Origin of the sequence: Rhizobium sp. LjRoot98, assembly GCF_964252935.1 — a bacterium.
GTDB lineage: Bacteria > Pseudomonadota > Alphaproteobacteria > Rhizobiales > Rhizobiaceae > Pararhizobium.
Genome location: NZ_CAXUPW020000007.1, coordinates 273,913 through 294,794, shown reverse-complemented (window position 1 = coordinate 294,794; position 20,882 = coordinate 273,913). Strand labels below are relative to the sequence as shown.

The 20,882-nt window shown below is 60.0% G+C and carries 20 protein-coding genes and 2 pseudogenes; 11 read left to right on the top strand and 11 right to left on the bottom strand.

Annotation, left to right across the window (positions count from 1 at the left end; translation table 11 throughout):
• Positions 1-2: 2 nt before the first annotated feature.
• Genes ACSQ3J_RS22065 through ACSQ3J_RS22040 form a run of 6 tightly spaced genes read right to left on the bottom strand, consistent with a single transcriptional unit; the run spans position 3 to position 7,717 of the window.
• Positions 3-584 (bottom strand): nitrous oxide reductase accessory protein NosL, encoded by a 582-nt coding sequence (locus ACSQ3J_RS22065; protein WP_436040265.1) that lies wholly within the window; start codon positions 582-584, stop codon positions 3-5.
• Positions 581-1,402, bottom strand: a complete 822-nt coding sequence (locus ACSQ3J_RS22060) for an ABC transporter permease (RefSeq protein ID WP_060504304.1) — start codon at positions 1,400-1,402, stop codon at positions 581-583. Before ACSQ3J_RS22060 ends, ACSQ3J_RS22065 begins: the two co-directional genes overlap by 4 nt.
• On the bottom strand, positions 1,399-2,298 hold the full coding sequence (locus ACSQ3J_RS22055) for an ABC transporter ATP-binding protein (RefSeq protein WP_436040263.1): 900 nt from the start codon (positions 2,296-2,298) through the stop codon (positions 1,399-1,401). The genes ACSQ3J_RS22060 and ACSQ3J_RS22055 overlap by 4 nt, the downstream gene beginning before the upstream one ends.
• Positions 2,264-3,595: a nitrous oxide reductase family maturation protein NosD gene (locus ACSQ3J_RS22050; protein WP_436040261.1), complete on the bottom strand. Its 1,332-nt coding sequence runs from the start codon at positions 3,593-3,595 to the stop codon at positions 2,264-2,266. The genes ACSQ3J_RS22055 and ACSQ3J_RS22050 overlap by 35 nt, the downstream gene beginning before the upstream one ends.
• A gap of 3 nt (positions 3,596-3,598) precedes the next feature.
• Positions 3,599-5,527 carry a TAT-dependent nitrous-oxide reductase gene (gene nosZ, locus ACSQ3J_RS22045; RefSeq protein WP_436040259.1) on the bottom strand — a complete coding sequence of 643 codons (1,929 nt, stop codon included), beginning with the start codon at positions 5,525-5,527 and terminating at the stop codon, positions 3,599-3,601.
• Positions 5,528-5,560: 33 nt separating this feature from the next.
• The gene (locus tag ACSQ3J_RS22040) at positions 5,561-7,717 is read right to left on the bottom strand and encodes a 4Fe-4S binding protein (protein WP_436040257.1); all 2,157 of its coding nucleotides are present in this window, start codon (positions 7,715-7,717) and stop codon (positions 5,561-5,563) included.
• A 289-nt stretch (positions 7,718-8,006) separates the two neighbouring features.
• Between ACSQ3J_RS22040 and ACSQ3J_RS22035 the strand changes: the two genes are divergently transcribed.
• The 4 genes from ACSQ3J_RS22035 to ACSQ3J_RS22020 all read left to right on the top strand — a co-directional run bounded on the left by ACSQ3J_RS22035 (position 8,007) and on the right by ACSQ3J_RS22020 (position 10,571).
• Complete coding sequence (locus tag ACSQ3J_RS22035) at positions 8,007-8,270, top strand: DUF2249 domain-containing protein (RefSeq protein ID WP_060504309.1); 264 nt, start codon at positions 8,007-8,009, stop codon at positions 8,268-8,270.
• A gap of 113 nt (positions 8,271-8,383) precedes the next feature.
• A complete protein-coding gene (locus tag ACSQ3J_RS22030) occupies positions 8,384-9,736 on the top strand; it encodes a hypothetical protein (RefSeq protein ID WP_436040255.1) in 1,353 nt (450 codons plus the stop codon).
• Between the two features lie 3 nt (positions 9,737-9,739).
• Positions 9,740-10,273 carry a DUF2249 domain-containing protein gene (locus tag ACSQ3J_RS22025; RefSeq protein ID WP_436040253.1) on the top strand — a complete coding sequence of 178 codons (534 nt, stop codon included), beginning with the start codon at positions 9,740-9,742 and terminating at the stop codon, positions 10,271-10,273.
• Between the two features lie 4 nt (positions 10,274-10,277).
• Positions 10,278-10,571, top strand: a complete 294-nt coding sequence (locus ACSQ3J_RS22020) for a metal-sulfur cluster assembly factor (RefSeq protein WP_436040251.1) — start codon at positions 10,278-10,280, stop codon at positions 10,569-10,571.
• A 23-nt stretch (positions 10,572-10,594) separates the two neighbouring features.
• Here the strand turns inward: ACSQ3J_RS22020 and ACSQ3J_RS22015 are convergent, their stop codons facing one another.
• Positions 10,595-11,809, bottom strand: a complete 1,215-nt coding sequence (locus ACSQ3J_RS22015) for an NnrS family protein (protein ID WP_436040249.1) — start codon at positions 11,807-11,809, stop codon at positions 10,595-10,597.
• Positions 11,810-12,218: 409 nt separating this feature from the next.
• Here ACSQ3J_RS22015 and ACSQ3J_RS22010 point away from each other — a divergent pair, with 409 nt between their 5' ends.
• The gene (locus ACSQ3J_RS22010) at positions 12,219-12,914 is read left to right on the top strand and encodes a Crp/Fnr family transcriptional regulator (RefSeq protein ID WP_436040247.1); all 696 of its coding nucleotides are present in this window, start codon (positions 12,219-12,221) and stop codon (positions 12,912-12,914) included.
• 107 nt (positions 12,915-13,021) lie between these two features.
• Positions 13,022-13,468: a pseudoazurin gene (locus ACSQ3J_RS22005; protein WP_436040245.1), complete on the top strand. Its 447-nt coding sequence runs from the start codon at positions 13,022-13,024 to the stop codon at positions 13,466-13,468.
• A 203-nt stretch (positions 13,469-13,671) separates the two neighbouring features.
• On the opposite strand, the gene ACSQ3J_RS22000 is transcribed toward ACSQ3J_RS22005, so the two are convergent.
• Positions 13,672-14,271 (bottom strand): LysR substrate-binding domain-containing protein, encoded by a 600-nt coding sequence (locus tag ACSQ3J_RS22000; RefSeq protein ID WP_436040296.1) that lies wholly within the window; start codon positions 14,269-14,271, stop codon positions 13,672-13,674.
• A 51-nt stretch (positions 14,272-14,322) separates the two neighbouring features.
• Here ACSQ3J_RS22000 and ACSQ3J_RS21995 point away from each other — a divergent pair.
• Positions 14,323-14,430 (top strand): annotated as a pseudogene (locus ACSQ3J_RS21995) (Rrf2 family transcriptional regulator); the annotation flags it as partial.
• Positions 14,431-14,482: 52 nt separating this feature from the next.
• A complete protein-coding gene (locus ACSQ3J_RS21990) occupies positions 14,483-14,770 on the top strand; it encodes an Rrf2 family transcriptional regulator (RefSeq protein WP_436040243.1) in 288 nt (95 codons plus the stop codon).
• Positions 14,771-15,292: 522 nt separating this feature from the next.
• Here ACSQ3J_RS21990 and ACSQ3J_RS21985 read toward each other — a convergent pair.
• Positions 15,293-15,718 carry a MarR family winged helix-turn-helix transcriptional regulator gene (locus ACSQ3J_RS21985; RefSeq protein ID WP_436040241.1) on the bottom strand — a complete coding sequence of 142 codons (426 nt, stop codon included), beginning with the start codon at positions 15,716-15,718 and terminating at the stop codon, positions 15,293-15,295.
• Positions 15,719-16,013: 295 nt separating this feature from the next.
• On the opposite strand from ACSQ3J_RS21985, the gene ACSQ3J_RS21980 reads away from it, so the two are divergent.
• Both ACSQ3J_RS21980 and ACSQ3J_RS21975 read left to right on the top strand, forming a co-directional pair.
• The gene (locus ACSQ3J_RS21980) at positions 16,014-17,831 is read left to right on the top strand and encodes a chloride channel protein (RefSeq protein WP_436040239.1); all 1,818 of its coding nucleotides are present in this window, start codon (positions 16,014-16,016) and stop codon (positions 17,829-17,831) included.
• Between the two features lie 206 nt (positions 17,832-18,037).
• Entirely contained in the window at positions 18,038-18,346 is a 309-nt protein-coding gene (locus tag ACSQ3J_RS21975) for a hypothetical protein (RefSeq protein WP_436040237.1), read from the top strand.
• 95 nt (positions 18,347-18,441) lie between these two features.
• On the opposite strand, the gene ACSQ3J_RS21970 is transcribed toward ACSQ3J_RS21975, so the two are convergent.
• Both ACSQ3J_RS21970 and ACSQ3J_RS21965 read right to left on the bottom strand, forming a co-directional pair.
• Positions 18,442-18,909 carry a group III truncated hemoglobin gene (locus ACSQ3J_RS21970; protein WP_436040235.1) on the bottom strand — a complete coding sequence of 156 codons (468 nt, stop codon included), beginning with the start codon at positions 18,907-18,909 and terminating at the stop codon, positions 18,442-18,444.
• Positions 18,910-19,099: 190 nt separating this feature from the next.
• Positions 19,100-19,537, bottom strand: coding sequence for an acetyltransferase (locus ACSQ3J_RS21965; protein ID WP_436040294.1), 438 nt, complete (start codon positions 19,535-19,537; stop codon positions 19,100-19,102).
• A gap of 92 nt (positions 19,538-19,629) precedes the next feature.
• On the opposite strand from ACSQ3J_RS21965, the pseudogene repC reads away from it, so the two are divergent.
• A pseudogene (gene repC / locus ACSQ3J_RS21960) lies at positions 19,630-20,757 on the top strand (plasmid replication protein RepC); the annotation flags it as partial.
• Between the last annotated feature and the right edge of the window lie 125 nt (positions 20,758-20,882).

The window sequence follows — 20,882 nt, the reverse complement described above, 5'->3', positions numbered from 1 at the left end:
GGTCAACCTCCGGCTGGATTTGGCAGGGAGCGCAGACGGCCGAGATAATCATCGTCGTCAGGTGCAATTTCCGTATCGGTTTCCACCGGGGCCAGGACCATGGCATCGGTGATATCAGCAAGCGCCAGCACATGGCCGCCCTCCGTCAGGGTGAAAGCGGCAGCGCGCTCCCGGCTGGAAAAGGGCACGGTCTCGGGCGCGCCCATGCCGCCTCGCCGCGCGGAATCGACAACGTAGAATGCCTTGTCGGCGGCAATCCAGTTGCCGTCACCGGGCTTATCCCACGTTGCTCCGGCAATCCCCATGTCATTGACATAGACGGCGAGGATTGGTGCGACCTGCTCGGGTCCGCGCATATAGGCGATGGCGTCGCGTACCTGGCTGAAGAACAACGGCGCGGGATTGCCTTCAAGGAAGACCTGGGCCTTGGGTCCGGGATGCTCCAGAAGGTTCATCTGGCAGTAATGGCCGAGGGTCTCGGGTGTCAGGTCCTGCGGCGTGGTATTGTTGGCCACGTCCTCCTTGCAGGCGGACAACAGCGCGAGCATTGCTACGAGCAGTACGGGGCGAAGGCGGATTCTCATGGCATCACCTTCCGGAAGGCTGCGACGGCAAATGCGATGGCGGCAAGCGGCCATAAAAGAAGAGAAGCCGCCGATTGCCAGAGGGGGATTGCGCCCGCGGCGCCACCGATGCCGCCGGCAACGGAGACAGCTTCCGCTGCCGAAAGATTGAAGACGCGGAAGGCGTCGGCCGGATTGGCGAGCAGTGCCACAGGCAGGGCCTGCGTTGTGAAAGCCCCGCCTCCGTCCGTGACGATCAGCGCCAGCAAAGCGAGGTCGTAAAGCACAACGGCCACCAGCCAGAGTGCTATGGCCAATCCCGCCGCGCCGGAGGGGCGCCGCGCCAGCGCGGAGAGTGCATAGCCCGCACCGAGGAAGGTTGCACCCAGCAGGATCGAAGACCAGATCAGCCGCCACAGCGAGCCAAGCCCTGTGATTGCGCCTGGATCTGACCAGATGGCCGCCAGTGCTGCCGCGCCATAGCCGAGCGTCACCGCAAGACCGAGGATCGCTAGGTGGGCCAACAGCTTGCCGAGCAGGATCTGCAGGCGCGAAACAGGATAGGTGAGCAGAAGCGACAGCGTGCCACGCTCCACCTCGCCTGCCACCGCGTCGAAACTCATCAGCAACGCCAGCAACGGTACCAGATAAACGGCAAGCGACGTCAAGGACGCAACGGTTACCGAGAGCCGGTCCACGCCGACATCGCCCGTTGGGGCAGAGCCAGCGGCGGCTAGAACCAGCGCGAACAGCACCATCATTCCGGTGGCGATGGAGACCCAGCGATTGCGGAAGGCGATGCGGAATTCGCTCATCGCGATGGCGAGGATGCGGCTCATTGTCCATCCCTCCGGCTGAAATGGCTATAGATGTCTTCAAGGCTGGGCGGGATCACATCGAGATCGGCAACAGCGCTCTCAAGCGCTGCGATACGGGTGAGGAGCGGCAGTTTTTCCGCCTGCGAGCAGGAAAGACGCAAAAGACCGTCATCCCCTTGCACGCCTTCGGGAAAAGCCGCCGCCAGGGAAGCCGCATGGCCGGGCGCGGGACGAACAGAAAAGGCGACCGGCAGCGCGGCGCGGGTGCGCAAATCCGCAAGCGTACCTTCCGCCACCAGTTCCCCGCCAGAAAGAATGAGGATGCGGTCGGTGCGGGCTTCCACCTCGGTCAGCACATGGGAGGAGAGCAGGATCGCGGTTCCCTCGGCGGAAAGGCCGTCGAGCAGATCGTAGAAGTCGCGTCGCGATACGGGGTCGAGGCCCGAGGTCGGCTCATCCAGCACCAGCAGACGCGGGCGGCCGATCAGCGTCTGGGCCAGGCCCACGCGCTGGCGCATGCCCTTGGAATAGGTGCCGATCCGCCGCCGAGCGGCATGGGTCAGACCCACGCGGGACAGAAGCTCCGTAGCCTGGCGCGGGTTTTCGCCGCGCAGGGCCAGATAGTGTCGCAGCTGCTCTTCCCCTGTGAGGGCGGGATGGAAGGCGACGTTTTCCGGCAGATAGGCAACCTGCGCCCGTGCGGACGCCGAGCCCGGATGCGCGCCGCAGACTGACACCTCGCCGCCATCGAAAGGAATGAGGCCAAGCACGATCTTCATCATCGTCGATTTGCCGGCGCCGTTGTGGCCGAGCAGCGCCGCACGTTTTCCCGGCGCAAGCGTCAGCGAGACCTGCTTCAACGCTTCGACGGAATGAAACCGCTTAGTGAGCCGAGAGATTGTCAGGGTCGGTGTCATCATAATTTCCTTCGGCCCAGCGACCGGCGGCCTCGGCTTCGGAGCCAAGAATTTCGGGAGGGACGGATATGGTCAGGGGGCGCATCAGTGGCGCGCTGTCGCGCACGCCTCCGGGCAGCGTGGCGGGAAAGTCCCGCTGGCTCCAGCGTACGAGTTGCACGGCGGGCGAGCCGATCAAAAGGCTCGCCGCCGGCTGCGACCAGAGAATCTGGTCCATCAGGTCGTTGGGGCGGTAGAAACTGTCAGCGATGCCGTCGCCGTTCAGGTCGAAGGCAGGATGGTCGGACCAGAAATTGCCTCGACCCTCATGGCTCCATTCCATGTTGCGGGTGCCGACATATTTCACCTGCTCGCGATTTGCGATGAAGGCATTGCCGGTCAGCACGTTCTTCTCCGAGCCGGCGGTGAAGTGAATGCCGATACCGCAGGTCTCGAACCGGTTGTCCCAGATGAGGTTCTTGTGGGCATTGTAGATGAAGAAACATTTCTTCGTACCGCCGCGCACGAGGTTACCGGTAACGTCGGCATTGTTGGCATAGTTCAGCATCAGCCCGTGTTCGCGGTCGCCAAGGCTCAGATTGTTGAGGATCTTCGCCCGGTTGGAGAACATGATGGCGAAGCCGAGATGGTTTCCAACGGAGACATTGCCGGAAACCTCGGTGTTACGGGTGTACATGAAATGCACGGCGAAGCGCAGGTCGCGCATGATGTTACCGCGATAGACACTGTCGGAGCTGGCGTTGGAGAAGATACCGTCGCGGCCGTAACGGATAGAATTGCCCTCCAGCAGCGTGCCGGGGCTATTCCAGACGTAGATGCCGTTGCCGCGTTCGTTCATGCGCGGGCTGTTCGTTCCGACGATCTCGTTTTGCACGACGGTGGCGTTTCGGCCGCCATGCACGTCGATGCCATGCATGTTACCCGTGACGAGTAGCTTTTTGATATGGGCGCGGTCGGCGCCCTGAAGGATTTTCACGCCGGAATCGAGGTCCTGGTTCACCCGGCCCGACCCGATGACGGTAAAGCCCGTCAAGGTCACATCCGGCGCGGAAACCGTCATCACGCTACCTTGGCCCTCTCCGTCCACCACCGCTCCGCGGGGGCCGAGAATGGTGAGCGGACGGTCGACGATGACGGAGCCGCGATAGGCCCCGTCGGTCAGTTTCAGCACATCGCCGGGGGCAGCCCCGGCGATGGCCGCCGGGAGGCTGCCCGTTCCCGGCACAACAGCGCGCTCCGCCGCTGTAAGCGGCGACGCGAGAAGAAGGCCGGTCAGGAGAACGGACAGACGTATCATCGCTCAGGCGCCCTTCGGTTCCACGAACATGCGACCCCGCATTTCCATATGCAGGGCGTGGCAGAACCACTGGCAGTAGTACCAGTAGACGCCGGGGTTGGCCGCGACGAAGGTGACGGAACTCGTCTGCTGCGGCCCGACCTCCATCGCCACGCCGTGATTACCCATGGTGAAGCCATGGGTAAGGTCATCGATCTCGTCGAGATTGGTGACGATCACCGTGACCTCGTCGCCTTCCTTCACCGTGAAACTCGGCTGACTGAAGCTCGGCGCGACCGAGGTCATGTAGACGCGAACCTTGTTGCCGTCGCGGATCACCGCCTCGGTCCATTCGTCGATGTCGACATCGTCGGCTTCGGCCTGCTTGCGCGTTTCGGCCCATAGCGGATCCTTGCGATCCCAGACCGAGCGGATGTTCGGCAGGATCGAGGGGGCGACGGCGATTGCGTCATGTGGCTCGGCGAAGGTCGGGCCGTCATGCACCAGCACCATCTTGTCGCCGGAAATGTCGATCAACTGATCGTTTTCCGGCTTCAGCGGGCCGACGTTCAGGAAGCGGTCCTTCGAGAATTTGCACAGGCAAACGAGCCAATCGTTAGCGGCATCCAGCGTCTCGCCCATCACCGTCTTCAAGTGGCCGGGCTGATACTGAACGTCCAGCTTGTCCTTGATCGGATTGATCTTCTCGCCGGCATAGGCGCGGATGGCCTCGTCGATGTTCCACTTCACCACCTGGCTGTCGAGGAAGAGGGAGGTGTAGGCGTTGCCGCGTCCGTCGAAGGCGGTATGAAGCGGACCGAGGCCCAGTTCCGGCTCCGCCACCACAGCGCTGCGGGGCTCGGCATTGTCGTAGAAGATGGCATCGAACTTTGTCACATCAAGCACGGTGACGGTGGGCGACAGCTTGCCGGCGACGCAGAGGTGCTTCTTGTCCGGCGCCATGTTGCAGCCATGGGGGTTGTTGGCGATCGGGATGTAACGGGTGAAGAGGGATTTGGCCTCCTTGCGCCCGTCCACCACTTTGACGCCGTTGATCTCCTCGTACTGGCCGGCCGCGATTGCCTTCTCGATCTCCGCGAGGTTGAAGACGACGACATGGTCCATTTCGGACTTGGTCATCTCTTCCAGCGTCATGCCCATTTCGGAGTTGTAGCTGGTGGAGAACGCCCACTTGCCCTCGTAGTCGGCATCACAATTGTCGAGATTGCCCGATACCTTCACCTGCCAGGCCACGTCCCACTTGTCCGCATCGACAGCCGTGAAGATATTCACATAGGTTGACACGTCCGTCATGGTCGAGCCGTCATTGATGAGTGGCGCTTCGTCCTCGCCGTTGCAGAACACATAGTTAGACCGCGGCCATTTCTGCGGGCGCATGCCGTGGATACCCTTGGCATTGGGGATTTCCAGGATAGCGTCGGTCTTCATCACGTCACAGCGCACCCGCGCCACGCGGGTGTTGGCCTTGTCGTTCATGAACAGGTAGCGGCCGTCATATTTGCCCTCGGTGAAGGACATGTGGACGTGGTGAAGGTCACCGTTGTCGTGGATCTGCTTGCCATTGGCTGCAAGCTGCTTTTTGGTCTTTTCCGACATCGAACGCTGGTGAATGCGGATCGATTCATTGGTCTGGCCCCAGCCGGTGGCCGAGCAGCGGTTGAACACCGGTACCCGTATCAGTTCACGCATGGAGGGGATGCCGAGAATACGCATCTCGCCGGTCTGGCCCGAGGACCAGAAACCGTAATAGTCGTCCAGCTTGCCGGGTGCGACCGATCCGTCAGCCCCGGTGGCGGCGCGCGCCGGGGTCGCCAGCCCCACTGTGCCGAGGCCCAATGCGGCAGGACCCATCGTCCCGGCCAAAACGGCACTGCCCGCTGTGGCGCTGAACAGCGCTCGGCGGCTCAATCCTTTGTTTTCCTTCGATTCCATAATCGGACTCCTGTTTGTAAACCTTGGGTTCAATTAAACTTTGGCTATGGGTTGGTGGATTGGGGCGCCGCCGGGGCTCGCGGCCAGTTTTGCCCGCGATTTCATTTTCTTGATCACGACCGGGCAGATGGTTTCGGACTGGTAGAGCACCTGGCAGTGAAGGCAGTTGATGCATTCGTTCGGGTTGATCTCGCCGGTCCGGTGGATTGCCTGGACCGGACACTGGTTGGAGCAGCTCTGGCAGGGATTTCCGCATTCATGGTAGCGTTTGAGCCAGTCGAACATGCGCATGCGCGCGGGGATCGCCAGCGCCGCGCCCAGCGGGCAGAGGTAGCGGCAGTAGAACCGCTCGACGAAGAGCCCAGCGACCAAAAGCGCGACGGCATAGGCTGCGAACGGCCAGGCGCGGATGAATTTCAGGATGATCGCGGTCTTGAACGGCTCGATCTCGGCCAGATGCTCGGCCTGCTCGACGCTGACCAGCGATACCCCGAAAAGTCCGAGGAAGATCATGTATTTGATCGGCCAGAGCCGTTCATGCAGGCCCCAGGGCAGCGTCCACTGCGGGATGCGCAGCTTGCGCGCGATCTGGTTGGTCAGTTCCTGCAGCGCGCCAAAGGGGCACAGCCAGCCGCAATAGGCGCCCCGACCCCAGAACAGCAACGCGGCGGCCAGGGAGAACCACAGGATGAAGGTCAGCGGGTCCAGCAGGAAAGCCTGCCAGCTGAAGCCGTTCACGAAACTGCCAAACAGTGCCAGCAGGTTGACGACCGAAAGCTGTGCGTTGGCGTACCAGCCGAGGAAGAAAAGCGTCACCACCAGGAAGCTCATGCGGAAGATATAGAAGCCCCGCGCGTTGAGGACCGCATAGGTCTGGAAGAAGAACACCCCGGTCAAAACCACGAGCATGGCGCCCAGCACGGCGATCTTCAGCTTCGAGTCATTCCAGATGCGTTTCCACAGGTCGGCCTGGGCGGTCCCCTCGTCAGGCTCGGCAACGGTGGTGATGGCCTTTGCCGGCGGCGCGACGGCGCGCAGGTACTTCTGTGGCAGCTGGTAACCGAGATCGAAGGTATGGAAGACCTTTTCGATCGGCCCGACCTCGCGCTGCGCCAACAGTTGGATGCGGAAGGGCTTTGCCGGATCGAAGCCGAGGCCGGCGGGAATGCGGAACAGGTCCATCTCGTTGAATTCCGGCGCGCCGGCAAGCGCAATGGCGCCAAGACGGCGATGGTCGCGGTCGCGGAAGCGGACGGAAACGTCGTCCTGAATGAGTACGATGCGGTCAAAAATGCCACCACGTACATAGCCCGAGCCCTTGAAGGAATAGAGCCCCCGCGCCATCACCGCCACGGCATTCTCGCCTTCACCCAGCCATCCCTCAAGGTTGGACACCTCGTCCGGACCGAGCAGCGCCTTGCCGATAGCGGGAACGGAGACCAGTGCTGCCTGCATCTCGATGAAGGTGGTTTCTGGCGGTTCCCCAATCGCGCGCTCGCGGGCACGTTCGTCGGGATGTTCGGCAAAGGCAGCGTTTACCTGCGCCACGTCGAGCGACAACCGGCGTAGCGTGCCATCCCCCTCTGCCTCGACCCAGTCTGCCGGCGAAGCGGCGGCAGGATCGATCTCGAAGCGAGGCCCCGCATTTTCCACGTCCGGAGCCAGTCCGCCAAGGCCGAGCGCACGTGCGACTTTCAGCCCCGAACGAACGATCGAATCGTCGATCACCATCACCGTCACCGTCGCGCCGGAGATGATATCTACCTCATGGCCCGTGCCGCCGGATTTCGCCTCGGCGACGAGGTCGAGGCCGGCATAACCGGCGACCAGGGCCTTGATCTTCGCATCCGGAATGCCAATGAGGACGATGGGCTCGGAATGTTTCACCAGCCGGACGTTGACGATCCTCGCATCCTTGTCCACCGCCACGAGCGTATGGATCGGCTTGCCGGAATAGCCGGTCGTTCCCACAAAATCCGAGGTGATAAAGACCCATGCGACCGTCTGGCCGCCCTTCAGCACCGGGGCCACCGCCACATCATCACGCACCGCACCGAAACCGTCCGCATCCGGCACAAGATCCGAGGCAGTCACCGCAGGCAGATACTCCTGCAAAATCGATGCGGCGCTGGCCGGGGCCGCAAGGCAGAGGCTGACACAGAGCAGAAAGACAAGACGAAAGATTTTCATTCCAAGGTAATCCCGCGGTTCATTAGCGAAGCATTGGAACGTTCGCGCGGGCCGGTCGTTGATCTAGGACAAACAAGTGATGATTGCGCGACCAAAATCTTGACGCCAGATTTGGAGGCTCGCGTCGTGCTTTTTTGCGAAAACCCCGGAGCGGAGAATCGGCAACCGGATTCCCCGATTTGTTTGCGCGCCGTCAAAGTGGCGTGGCGTGCGGGCGGTTAGCGTTGGCTGGTTCCGGTCGCGCCAGTCTGGAACGGGTTCGCAACGGCAGGGACGGAGCACACAAATCATGTCAGATTTACAGAGCAAGCCTTCCATTGACGTCCGCATCATTCCGCCGTGTGAACGTCATCCGCGCATTTTCGCCATGCTCGGCGCGCTTTTGCCGGGAACTTCGATGCTGATCACCAGTGACCATGACCCGTGTCCGTTGCGCTCCCAACTCGATACGAATTTTCCGGGCCAGTTTGGCTGGGACTATCTCGAGCAGGGGCCGGAGATCTGGCGCGTCGAGGTCGACCGGCTTGCGAACGCCGCTAGCTGTGGAAGCTGATGCGGTTCAGGCCACTGAACCGCTGAAGCCAGAGCAGGTTCGGTGAAATGCGATGCACTCTTTATTCGGAGCTGCATGACAAACAAAAGGATAGGCGGCGGGGGTAAAACAAGATGCAGGGTGGAACGCTATCCCGCTGGACCATGTCTTATTTCGCCGCCGCCTGCCTGATGTTCGTCCTAGGCCAGGGCATGATGCTTGCCGGTTATGGCTACCCTGCCGCTGCCGCCAGCGCGCCGGAAACACTTGTGCTCGTCCACGTCATCGCGATCGGCTGGCTGAGCCTGCTGATGGTGGGTGCGCTGCTGCAGTTCGTGCCGGTGCTGGTCGCCCGCTCGCTTGTCGGTGGGCAGCTTGCGGCCCCGGCCCTTGTTCTTCTTCTCGTCGGCCTCCTTTGTCTCGTTGCCGGCTTTGTCGCGCTTTCGGGTGCGTTGGACCTGGCGCTCGGTCTCCTGCCGTTTGGTGCGGCGCTGCTTGTTCTTGGTTTTGGTCTCATCGCCGCTGTTCTCACGGTGACGCTGATCGCTGCACGGCCACTGCCGCTTCCTGCCAGTTTCGTGGCAGTGGGGCTTGTTTCTTTACTGGGCACGATCCTGCTCGGCGCGGTCTTCTCGTTTGCCCTGTCAGGCCTGACAGGGGGTACATGGCCGCTCCGGCTCGTTACCGGCGGCGTGCCGCTGCATGCAATGCTGGGTCTAGGCGGATGGTTGAGTTTGACGGCTGTCGGTGTGAGCTATCGCCTGCTTGCCATGTTCCTGCTTGCGCCAGAGGTGGAGCGGCCAACGAGCCGGGCAGTGTGGTGGGCGGGCAGCCTTGCGATCGCGCTGGTTGCCGGCTGCGTTCCGCTCGTGGTTTTTGCGCTCCCCGGCACGGAGATGCTGGTTTCCGTGGCGATGGCCTTTACGCTTGTGGCCGTGCTCCTCTATGGCGGCGATGTCGTGAAGCTTTATCGTACGCGCAAGCGCAAGCAGGTGGAGCTCAATATCCATGCTAGTTTTGCCGCCTTCGCGGCGCTCACGCTCTCCGTGCTTTTCTTCAACCTCCCCGAATTGAGGGCAGGCGAGGTAAGCGCGGCCCTCGTCTATCTCTTCGTCTTCGGCTGGCTGAGCGGGCTTGGGCTCGCCCAGCTTTACAAGATCATTGCCTTCCTGACGTGGCTGGAGACCTACGGACCGGTTCTCGGTCGGGTGCCGGTGCCGCGTGTGCAGGATCTTGTGGACGAGCGGCAAGCGCGCCTCTGGTTCTGGCTTTACTATGGCTCGGTGGCCGCTGCCGGATTGGCGCTCTTTGCCGGAGCCGGGCTGTTTTTCCGTGCCTGTGTTTTCCTGCAATTGATTGCGACACTCGGGGTGATGCGGGAGTTTGTCCGCGCACGCCGGCTCTCTTCGGTGCCGGCAGCGTTGCGAGTGCCGCCGGGCGTGATACGCCCAAACCTTTTTCTGCCAATGTTCACTTTATGGAGATGACCGATGTCCGATGTTTCAAACCAGATTGCACCGAGGGTGCTCGACGTACGGCCCATCCTGCAAAGCGGCGGCGAGCCGTTCCAGGCGATTATGGAGGCCGTTCAGGGGCTCGGGCCCGGACAGGGGCTTCGGTTGCTCGCCACCTTCCGCCCGCAGCCTCTATTCCAGGTCATGGCCAACCGCGCCTTTGACCACGAAGCCCGCGAGATCGAGGGTGGCGACTGGGACGTGCTGTTCACGCCGCGGAAAGAGACGATTGCCGTTGCGACTTCGCCCGATACGGATCGCCCCGAGATCTGGCCAGATCCGTCCACATACCTGGATCTGGCCGATCTCGATCCGCCCGAGCCTATGGTTCGTATTCTTGCCGCCGCGGACCGGCTGGAGCCGGGTGAGATTCTCTTCGCGCTCCTCTCCCGCGAGCCGCTTTTCCTGTTTCCGGAGTTGACCAAGCGTGGATACCGGTGGGCCGGTAATTTCGACGCGACCGGTGAAGCCTACCGGATCCTCGTTCGTGCCGGCTCGACGAAGGTGTGAGACGATGGATGAAGAGAAAGAAGCACTGAAAGCGACCATCCGCGATGCGCTGCGGATGATCGTCGATCCGGAAATCGGAGGCAGTCTCGTTGATCTCGGCCTGATCTACGACATTGCCGTGGAGGAGGGCGGCATCGCCCGCATCACGATGACCACGACGACGCGGGGATGCCCGGCGAGTTCCTTCCTCAAGGAGGCGGTCGAACGCTGCGTGTCGGATGTTCCGGGGATCGAACATACGCACGTGCGGTTGACCTACGAGCCGCCCTGGACCCCGCAGATGATGGTGGAAACCTGAAGCCTTGCCGGGCTGACTTGCGTTTACAGCGGTGTGCGGCGCGTGCGAACGAGGATCGGTCCGTATTCCAGGCTGAAGACGCCGAAGGCCGCGATCCAGAGCAGGCCGGAAACGGCGTAGATGACGGGGGCAACATCGGGAAATACTTCACCGAGAGGGCGCAGAAGTGCACAGAGGATCAGCGCGCCATAGGCCGCAACGGTCATGCGCGAGGCCAGAAGCGGCCGGCCCGTGTGGCCGAGGCTTGCCCGCGTCATGACGGCCAGCATCATGCCGGCGATTGCGCCGACCGACAGCAGATGCAGGACGGAACGCTCCTCAATCAGACCCAGCGCATGCAACCCGATGGCGAGGAAGCCAAGTGGCACGAAGGCGTAGGCGACATGGAGAATGAGGAGGAGCTTTTCCGGCCGGGTTGCCCACCCTTGCCAACGATGCAGGCGCACGCAATGTATCACCGCGACGGCAAGGCCGAGCCCGGCCGTCCCGGGGTGTTCCGGGGCAACGGTCCATGCGGCGAGCGCGCCAACGCCTGTGAGAATGGCGACCGTGTCGAAGCCGTTGTAGGGTACGGGAAAATTGGTGCGGCCGGACTTTGCGAGCCAGTTGCGGGTGAAGCTTGGCAGGATGCGGCCGCCGACGATCATCACCAGCACCACATAGGCCGCGACAGCGAGCCGGATCGCCACATGGTCACCGCTGCCATTCATGACCGCGACATGGAAGAAACCGTTGGCCAGGGTAAGCGCCTGCAGGCCGGCAATCACCTTCAAGTCCTTCCACTTGCGCCCGGCGACGATTTCGCGCGTGCAAATCGCAAGCAGAGCCGCCAGGAACAGCCCATCGATCGCAGCGGCCGCGCTGACGCCGATGATGTCTGTCGCGAGCAAGGCGACGCGTCCCGCGCACCAGAGCCCGAAGAGGAAAGCGAGCGGCCAGCCGGAAACGGGCAGGCGGCCGGTCCAATTCGGCACTGCCGTCAGCAGGAAGCCGGCCAGTGCCGCCGGGGCGAAGCCGAAGAGCATCTCGTGGGCATGCCAGTTGTGGGCGCCGTAAGCTCCGGCAAGGTCGAGGTGTCCGGTGATCGCCGCAATCCAGAGCGCCATAGCGCCGACCGCCCAGAGACCGGCGCCGAGGAAGAACGGTCGAAAGCCGTAGGAAAACAGCACCGGACCAGTGTGCGAAAGGCCGCGCGGGACGGCGCGTCTGACGCGTTCCGCATTTTGAATGGTGGGCATGATCGTCTTCCTTTCACATTTATCATCCTTTCCTAGGCCGATCAGCGTGGTCCTTCTTTGCGGGACGGCAAAGAGCGGGGCTGGTCGCCTGACGGGATTCCGCATTTGCGAGAAAATCCCGTTTGTCGCATCACAAAGAGGTCGGCGCGAGTGATTCTGGAAAAAAGGGGCAAGGCGTACACCGCCCCTTCAAACGTGAGAAACAATGCCCCACCCGAAGGGTGCGGCTGTGCCGTTGGCGTGCCGCCGGACAATGTCGAGCTCGTCTTGACGTGGATAAGCGCTGGCATGCGTTGTTGGTGGTGGCGTGCCGGGAAATAGGCCTTCCGGTGCGGCGAGATGATCTGCTTTCTGTTGGAGGAGAGGCGTGGTAGGGGCATGGCACGTATTGTGCGAGAGGGATCTGCCAGTGAAAATCGACCGGACAGTCGTCCGGTCGCTCCTCCTGTTCGACAGGATAAGCGACGCGGACCTTGACAGACTGCTCACCCATGCCACCGCACGTCGCGTGACGGCGGGCGATGCCGTGTTCGAGCAGGGGCAGGTGGCGGAGAATTTTTTCCTGCTGGTGCATGGCCGGCTGAAAGTGACGCAAGTGACGCAGGACGGTCAGCAGATCATCGTGCGTATCGTCCATCCCGGAGACCTCTTCGGTTTTGCCAAAGCGCTGCAGCGGCTGGATTATCCGGGAACGGCCAAGGCCGCTGCGGAGAGCATCATCCTATGTTGGCCAACCGATTTATGGCCACAGTTCGTTGAACAAAACCCGCGCCTTGCCGTCAGCGCCATGCAGACAATCGGACAGCGGCTGGAGGAAGCCCACACCCGTATCCGCGAAATGTCGACCCAGGAAGTCGAGCGCCGCGTCGCCCATGCGGTCCTGCGTCTTTCGCAACAGGCGGGACGGCAGGAAGGGCATGGTATCCGCATCGATTTCCCGATTACAAAGCAGGACATCGCGGAAATGACCGGCACGACTCTCCACACGGTCTCGCGCATATTGACCTCCTGGGAAGAGCGCGGGCTTGTGGAAGGCGGCAGACAGAAACTTCTTGTCATCGATAGCTCAGGGCTGAGATCGCTCGCCGAGGGCGCGCGCGATTAACGCTGCCAAACACCGGTCCTGTTTGATCACGATCAAAGAGCCAGGTCCTATTCGGGCGTATTCCTTGCCCATGGGACCCGCCGGGTTCGGTGAAAAAGGAAAATGAAATGCTAAGAGTTTTCAACGGTCTTGCTGGCGCTGCTGCGATCCTGGTCGCGATGGCCGTTCCGGGGTTTGCCGCGGATTTCGAAGTTCATATGCTCAACAAGGGCGACAGCGGCGCCATGGTGTTCGAGCCCGCTTTCATCAAGGTAAGCCCCGGTGATACTGTAACGTTCATCCCGACAGATAAAGGTCACAATGCTGAGACCGTGAAAGATATGATCCCGCAGGGGGCTGCGCCGTTCAAGAGCAAGATAAACGAAACGTTCAAGGCGACTTTCGATCAGGCCGGTGACTACGTTATCAAGTGCACACCTCATTTCGGAATGGGAATGGTCGGTTTGATCGTCGTGGGCGACGACCCGACCAATCTGGAGGCTGTCAAGACCGGCAAAATGCCAAAAAAGGCCCGCGAACGGCTTGATCTGGCCATTGCAGCCGCAGGCCAATAGACCACGCCGGCACCAGATTTCCGGTAAGCCGGTACAGAAGCCATAGCCTTGGCTTTGGTGCGCGGATTTTTAAACGCGCTGGCGTAGGTGATCGTGGAACGTAAGAACTGGTTTCTCGCACCTATGCCTTTCAAACACCATTCCGGCTGCCGTCAAGCCGCGGCTCGTAGGCTTTCGAGAACAAACAGACATGTGCGGTGCACTTAGGGTATGTAATTGTGCTCTGTATCCAGCCACGGTGGGTTTTCGGCGTACATTTCCTGGATGAGCTTTTTGACCAGGTCGATGTAGGGGGAGGTGTCGCCAGCGAGCGGCCGGTAATGCACGTCGGACCGCATCTGGCGGGCGGAGGCTGGGATCAGGCACAGGCCTGCATCCGCGGCGACGAGGCCAAGGGCAGTCTCGATTTCACGGACCTCGTGAACCTCGGCGGGCCGGGCATCATGGCCTTGCAAAAGGCTCAATACCTGATCGGCATAGCTCGGCCGCGGCTCCTTCGGGTAGACGATGATCTTCCGGTCGGCGAGCGCCACAATGGGGAGGGGGGCATTGCTTTCGGCGAGTGGTGTGCCCTTGGGAATGGCGACGACCAGCCGTTCCTCGCGCAGCACGATGCCGGTGACATTGGGATCGCTGTGGCGCAGACGGCCAAAGCCGATGTCGATGCGTCCTTCCTTCAAGGCGGGGATCTGCTGCACCGAGACCATTTCGAGAAGCTGGATATCGAGTTCCGGCGCGTGCTGGCGCAGCTTGCGGACCAGCGACGGCAGGCCGCCATAGAGGGTTGAGGCGACGAAGCCGATAGAGAAGTGAAATGCATATTATATGGTCGATCGCCGTTTCCGGGAATTCAAATGAAGCTGACGCTGTTCACCGACTACTCGATGCGGGTGCTGCTCTATCTGGCAGCACGTCCGGATCGCCTGTGCTCGATTGCGGAAGTGGCGCAAACCTATCGGATTTCGCAGAACCATCTCATGAAGGTGGTCACCGAACTGGTCCAGTCCGGATACGTTGAAAAGCATTCGTGGGCGGAACGGTGGTATCCGGCTTGGAAAGCCTCCAGAAGACATCAACATTGGCGCACTCGTCCGCCGTACCGAAGGCGGTTTCGATCTTGTGGACTGCGGAAACTGCATCGTCGCTCCCGCCTGCCGTCTAACGGGTATGCTCAAGGAAGCGCTGTCTGCTTTCCTGGCGGTTCTGGATCGGTATTCGCTGGCGGACCTCGTGACGCGGCCCGAGGACTTCGCGCTGATTTTCGATAGCTTGGGCCACAGTCCTGAATTGGCCAACCCGTGAACGCGGCGAGTTGAGACTGCGAGGTTTGTTTCCCTTGATTGCTTCGCGCTTATATCGGTCGGAAAACAATAGGCGGCATGGCTTCAGGGTTCGCGGGATATTGGCTTAGGTCTTGATGTCACCGGAGCTCCCAAGGATTTATGATGCTCAGGGCAAGGCCCTCGAAATCTGCTGCATTCCAGGTAACAAGTGCGGCGCTTCGCGACAGGTAATGGCGGCAATCTGCGCGTCAAACTGCAGCACGCGCCCGGCGAGATTTTCGGAAAACATTGGTAAAATGGCTGCCTCCAAGTCATGCGGCAGCGACCGTCGGGGGAGCAAACGAAGACCGTGTAGAATTTCAGCTTCAGTCACGGCAGTGGTGAAGATTACGCCGGCTCCGGTTCTCCAGCCTCACCCGCGGCGTCATTTTTTATCGTCCAAGATCCTTCTTTGGATGCGATGGTATCGAATTGTATCCGAACGGATACTTCGATCTTGCCTGCTTTCGGACGTATTCTCTCTTGGGATGCGGTATCGAAGTCACAAATCGCGCTGCAAATCACGAAGGATGTCGATCAGCTGTGGTGCCAACTCTTTAATCTCAGCAATGTGTGTTTTTGTCAGCCGCTTCAAAACTGCGTCGGCTTTCTCGGTCAGCGCTAATGTTTGCTTTCTCTTGTCTACGAGATCAGTGGTCCGTGAGACATATCCCGCAGCGACGAGCCTTCCAACAAGTTCGGTGGCCGAATGCGGCGCAATAAGCAGGCGCTCAGCCAGGGCTCCAATCGTCATGGCTTCGAAGCCGCGATGCCCACGGATCGTAAGGAGGGCCTGATGCTGTTGCGCAGGCAAGCCTTCCTGCTGCGCCGCCGATGCGCTAAAATACATAAAGCGGCGAAGCGTATAGCGCAGGTTGGACAGCGCCTCGTAATCGGCGTCCGCTAGATCGTCCTCCAGTTTTTTCACCTTTCCTCCCCGCGATTTGTGCCTTCGAAGCCCATATACGGCCACACCTGTTGGCAGGTAACCCACAGATAGGCGGCCGTCGTAAAAATTCCGGCACCTTATGCGCGTTTCGTAGAAATCGCCTGCCCCAGCAAACCTGCAGCGTTGCGCGCTCATTATCAACTCTCTGATGCCCGCGACATTCGGCCGGTTGCAGGCAGAGATCGCCTGACTGCAACCAGTTCTCTTCGCCAGTTGATATATGTCGTAATACGATATATATGCGCGCCAACCAATATTGGCAGCAGGACCTACAATGTCATCACAAGAAAATCCGCACCGTACCCATGATTTCATGGGCGGCCTCTCCCGGCGCGAGGCCGGGGATTTTACCACCGACAAGCGCGTTCTCGCGTTAACCGGAATGGCTCTGGTTGTTGGCACCGGCGGCGCCTTTGCTGCCTGGGTTCTGGTCAGTCTCATCTCGCTGGTGACAAACCTTACCTGGTTTGGCCGCCTCAGCGTTGCGCCAGCGTCCTTGGCCGAAGCGCATCGCTCGGTCTGGATGGTTCTCATCCCCGTCATCGGAGGCCTCGTGATCGGGCTGATGGCCCGCTTTGGATCCGAAAATATCCGCGGTCACGGCATACCGGAGGCGATCGAGGCGATCCTGATCGGCGGCAGCCGCATGTCGCTTAAGGTCGCTATCCTGAAACCGCTCTCATCGGCGGTCTCGATCGGAACCGGGGGGCCGTTTGGTGCGGAAGGGCCGATCATCATGACGGGCGGTGCGATCGGCTCATTGTTTGCGCAGTGCTTCAATCTAAGCTCGGCCGAGCGCAAGACGCTGCTGGTCGCTGGTGCTGCCGCTGGTATGACTGCGATCTTCGGCTCACCGATCGCGGCGATCATGCTGGCCGTTGAACTGCTGCTCTTCGAGTGGAAACCGCGTAGTTTCATCCCTGTCGCGGTTGCCGCCTGTGTCTCCGTTTGCTGGCGGCCATTCCTGTTTCAGACGGGTCCACTCTTTCCCAAGCAGTTTCATATGGACCTGCCATGGTGGGGCATCTTGCTTTGTGCGGCGATGGGTATCATCGCGGGCATCCAATCTGGCATCCTGACAACGCTGCTCTATAAGGTTGAAGACCTTTTCGAAGCGCTGCCAATCCATTGGATGTGGTGCCCTGCGCTCGGCGGGCTTGTCATTGGCCTCGGCGGTCTGATCGAGCCAAGGGCGCTTGGCGTCGGTTACGATATTATCGACGGTCTGCTGAACAGCAGCATCTTGCCCGCGTCGGTTTTGACGATTTTGCTCGTAAAGGCGGCAATCTGGCTGGTCGCACTCTCGTCGGGAACTTCGGGCGGCGTCCTTGCGCCGCTCCTGATTTTCGGAGGCGCGCTTGGTTGGCTCGTCGGTCTTGTCCTTCCCGGAGATCCCGGTTTCTGGGCGCTGCTTGGTATGGCGGCAATGATGGGTGGCACCATGCGAGCGCCACTGACGGGAACCTTCTTTGCCGTCGAGTTGACCGGCGATGTGTCGGCCCTGCTGCCGCTTCTGGCCGCGACAGTTGCCGCCTATGCCGTGACTGTGCTTCTGCTCCGCCGATCGATCCTGACCGAGAAAATCGCCCGCCGCGGCCAGCACATCACCCGCGAATACGGCATCGATCCGTTCGAATTTGCGCGTGCTCGTGACATCATGATCAAGGAGGTCGACACGCTTCCAACCGATATGACCGTTGATACAGCCACCAGCTTTTTTGTAGCGACGGCAAACGCCCACCGTATCTATCCCGTCGTGGACAGCAACGGCGTTCTTAAAGGATTGGTCTCGCGCGCGGATGCCTTGCGGTGGCAGCAAGAGAAAGAGTTTTCCGGCCAACTCCTTGGAGATCTCGTCTCGGACGCCTCGCTGCCAGTTGCCCATCCCGACGACACGGTTGGTTATGTCGCCGACCTCATGCTCATCACGGACGCTGGTCGCATTCCGATCGTAGATCCACAAAGTGGTCGGCTTAAGGGTCTCATCGCGCGCAAAGACCTGCTCCAGCTTCGCCATACTCTTAGAGCAAGCGAGACAGAACGGCGCCCCTATTTCGGATCGCGCAAGGGCGTGGACAAAGAGCAGATATGAATTTGAAGCAACGGCGAATGCTTGTGTAGACTGGCCCACCATTCACGTGGTGATGGCAGCACAGGCATTCGGCTTGAGGCAGATGCTTGGACAATGTATCCTAATGATCATGGGAGTTTCATTTCATTCGTATCGGTCGTCAATTTCAGAAAGCATCTACAACACTGGTCTGGGTTGCATCTTAAACGTTATTGGAGGTGACCATATTGGGTGTTCGCGACCGTGATACCGTCAGCGCAGCGGTGCACCGAACACTGTATCTTCACTTCAATGGGCGGCCCGAGGAGATATTTGATGTGAAAAGAATCAGGGTACTGATTGCTGACAATACAGTTGCAACAACCGGCGATCTTGCACTGGAGGCGGACATCTCTGCCCTTATTCGCGAAACGATCGAGGATCATATTGCCTTTTTATGGAGAAATGGAGCGTCTCACACGTTTCACCGCGTGAGTGCGCCGGGCGCACCCCCGGCATGGAGCTACGCAAGCGGGGGATCAATTCGACATGGCTGAGCGGCAGGATCGTCGACGTCATTGCCAACTGATCAAAGAACTGGCGACTGTTGGGCAGGAGGGCTTCTCCATTCGCGCAGACCTTTAAAAGATCGCTAGATTCGGGTTAGTGCCGGGTCGTCGAGTGCCGGATTGTAGAAAAGCGAAAGCGTCAGGCTTCGTGCTATGCGATCCGCAGTTTCAGTAAACCAGGCTCTGGCTTCCGGATTAGGAACGACTTCGTCAAGCGTTGCAGCAAACAGCTCCAGCCATTGCGGAAAAAGCTCTGGCGTCATGTTTGCAACGCCAAGGTGAGCCTGAACCGGCTTTCCGCAATAGGCGCCACTGCGGAATGCAACGGCGGACCAGAAGCTCTTCATTTTCTCCATGTGCTCCGGCCACCGCCCCGCCAGCTTCGCATCAAATACTGGTCCGAGCTGCGGATGTGAAAGCACGCGAGCATAAAACGCCTCCACCAACACGCCAATTAAGAACTCATCGATGCCGAGCGATTTCATCTCGGCTTCCGCACGTTCTCGGATTACCGCGCTGTGGGCGCCACGCCCCTGTAGTTTGTCGTCCATTTATCACCCAGCATCTGCCGCATCGGCACACACAATATAGTTGCTGCGAACGCCGTGCCAAGCGTCAAATGGGTGTCAAGGAGTTGTAGCGGCCGGCTTTGATTGCAAGTTTTCTCTCCCTGGCTTGCTAGGCCGTGAACCCATTAATTTCAGCGCAATGAAGCTGCCGAGTTTGATGCGGGGGCGCCAATCAGTTCACATGTTCTAGGTGGATGAGTGGATATGGCCTGCCCTGGCCGTCGATTGGCGAGCGACCTGTCTGTTTGAATCCCATTCGTTCATAGAAGCGGACAGCTTGATCATTCTGCTCGTTGACATCGGTTGTCATTTTTGGATGAAGCACGAGGCCGTGCTTCACAAGGGCAGCACCAATACCGTTTCCACGCAGGGCGGGATCAACGAATAGCGCTTCCATGTGTCCTTCGTCGATCAGCATGAAGGCCAGCGGATAGTCAATTTCATCAACCGCTAGCCAGAGTGGAGCGTGCGGAAGGAACTCGCACACCATTTCGTCAATGGCGAGACGATCGTCAGGCGTTAGAAAATCGTGAGTAGCGTCAACTGCGCCCCGCCAAACTTCAATGATACGGGTGCCCTCGTGGGGGCGGGAAGGTCGGATCATAATCATGGTCTCCGGATACAATGCTTTGATCAAGCGAGTAAAGCCAGTTGCCGAATAGACTTACATTTCACAGCCAATTCTGACTTAGGCTCAGCATGATCAGAGCAGGCAAATCAGTTGATAAGTGGAAGATCTATCGGGACGTCTGCGACGCGCGCGCGTTCCTGGTGTGAGGGACCGTGCCTTGTCGGTCCTTAATGCGCTTCTGTCCTTTTATCCGGAGACATACCTTTTCGATGGAAAGAAGCTTGTTGTCTTTCCATCGAATGCGCAGCTCTCCACGCGAGCCAATGGAATCGCCGGAACGACGCTTCGCGAAAACTTGGCAATCCTCGTGAATGCAGGCATGATCCATCGCAAGGACAGCCCTAATGGCAAGCGATATGCCCGCAAAGATCGCGCAGGGGACCTTGAGGATGCCTTCGGGTTCAGTCTGGCGCCGCTTCTGGCCCGATCAGAGGAACTGGCTCGTTTGGCTCAGCAGGCCGCTGCCGAACGGCAACAGTTAAAAGTCATCTAGGAGAAAATCTCGCTTTGCCGGCGGGACATTCGCAAGATACTCACAGTTGCAGTGGAAGAGGGCGCATCAGGCGACTGGGAAGATTGAAGCCCATTATGTTGGAGTGGTGGCTCAAATACCCAAAGCGCGAACAGCTGATGCCCTGAGCAGCATTCTCGATGAACTAGCGATGTCGCTCGGAGAGACGCTCAACGCGCTGGAAAATCAGTTAAATTCAGAAAAATCCGACACCAATGGTGACGTAGGCCGTCAGCACATACAGAATTCAAATACCGAATCCATCAATGAATCTGAACCTCGCTCAGAAAAAGAGCAGGGCGCGAAATCGAGTCAGGCCATCCGGCCGTTGAACGAGCCAATCAAGGCCTTTCCACTCGGACTGGTGCTCAGGGCCTGCCCGGAGGTGGCTATGTATGGCCCGAACGGGTCGATCAGCAGTTGGCGTGAACTGATGTGGGCCGCGATTACGGTTCGGTCGATGCTGGGGGTGAGCCCGTCGGCGTATCAGGATGCCTGCGACACCATGGGTCCTGAAATGGCGGCCGCGGCGATCGCCTGCATTCTCGAACGGGGAGGCCACATCAACTCGGCGGATGGATATTTGCGGGATCTGACACGGCGAGCCGAGAAGGGTGAGTTCTCGCTCGGTCCGATGCTGATGGCGCTGGTGCGAGCCAATGGCAGTGCTGAACGGCAGACGGGTTAGGGAAGATCATGGCCTACGATGCAGGGCAAGTCCGCAGCGTGCGGGTATCTGAGATCTTCGGTCAAGCCAGCCATGGTCCATCGCGTTACTGCCGTTGCCATCGAGCCCAGATGATCTGATACCGT

Coding starts and splice junctions, on each gene's coding strand:
- ACSQ3J_RS22015 (WP_436040249.1), bottom strand. CDS start 11,809: ATGCCCACCATTCAAAATGCGGAACGCGTCAGACGCGCCGTCCCGCGC.
- ACSQ3J_RS22030 (WP_436040255.1), top strand. CDS start 8,384: ATGCAGGGTGGAACGCTATCCCGCTGGACCATGTCTTATTTCGCCGCC.
- ACSQ3J_RS22055 (WP_436040263.1), bottom strand. CDS start 2,298: ATGACACCGACCCTGACAATCTCTCGGCTCACTAAGCGGTTTCATTCC.
- ACSQ3J_RS22005 (WP_436040245.1), top strand. CDS start 13,022: ATGCTAAGAGTTTTCAACGGTCTTGCTGGCGCTGCTGCGATCCTGGTC.
- ACSQ3J_RS22020 (WP_436040251.1), top strand. CDS start 10,278: ATGGATGAAGAGAAAGAAGCACTGAAAGCGACCATCCGCGATGCGCTG.
- ACSQ3J_RS22060 (WP_060504304.1), bottom strand. CDS start 1,402: ATGAGCCGCATCCTCGCCATCGCGATGAGCGAATTCCGCATCGCCTTC.
- ACSQ3J_RS21980 (WP_436040239.1), top strand. CDS start 16,014: ATGTCATCACAAGAAAATCCGCACCGTACCCATGATTTCATGGGCGGC.
- nosZ (WP_436040259.1), bottom strand. CDS start 5,527: ATGGAATCGAAGGAAAACAAAGGATTGAGCCGCCGAGCGCTGTTCAGC.
- ACSQ3J_RS22035 (WP_060504309.1), top strand. CDS start 8,007: ATGTCAGATTTACAGAGCAAGCCTTCCATTGACGTCCGCATCATTCCG.
- ACSQ3J_RS22050 (WP_436040261.1), bottom strand. CDS start 3,595: ATGATACGTCTGTCCGTTCTCCTGACCGGCCTTCTTCTCGCGTCGCCG.
- ACSQ3J_RS22025 (WP_436040253.1), top strand. CDS start 9,740: ATGTCCGATGTTTCAAACCAGATTGCACCGAGGGTGCTCGACGTACGG.
- ACSQ3J_RS22040 (WP_436040257.1), bottom strand. CDS start 7,717: ATGAAAATCTTTCGTCTTGTCTTTCTGCTCTGTGTCAGCCTCTGCCTT.
- ACSQ3J_RS21970 (WP_436040235.1), bottom strand. CDS start 18,909: ATGGACGACAAACTACAGGGGCGTGGCGCCCACAGCGCGGTAATCCGA.
- ACSQ3J_RS22065 (WP_436040265.1), bottom strand. CDS start 584: ATGAGAATCCGCCTTCGCCCCGTACTGCTCGTAGCAATGCTCGCGCTG.
- ACSQ3J_RS21965 (WP_436040294.1), bottom strand. CDS start 19,537: ATGATTATGATCCGACCTTCCCGCCCCCACGAGGGCACCCGTATCATT.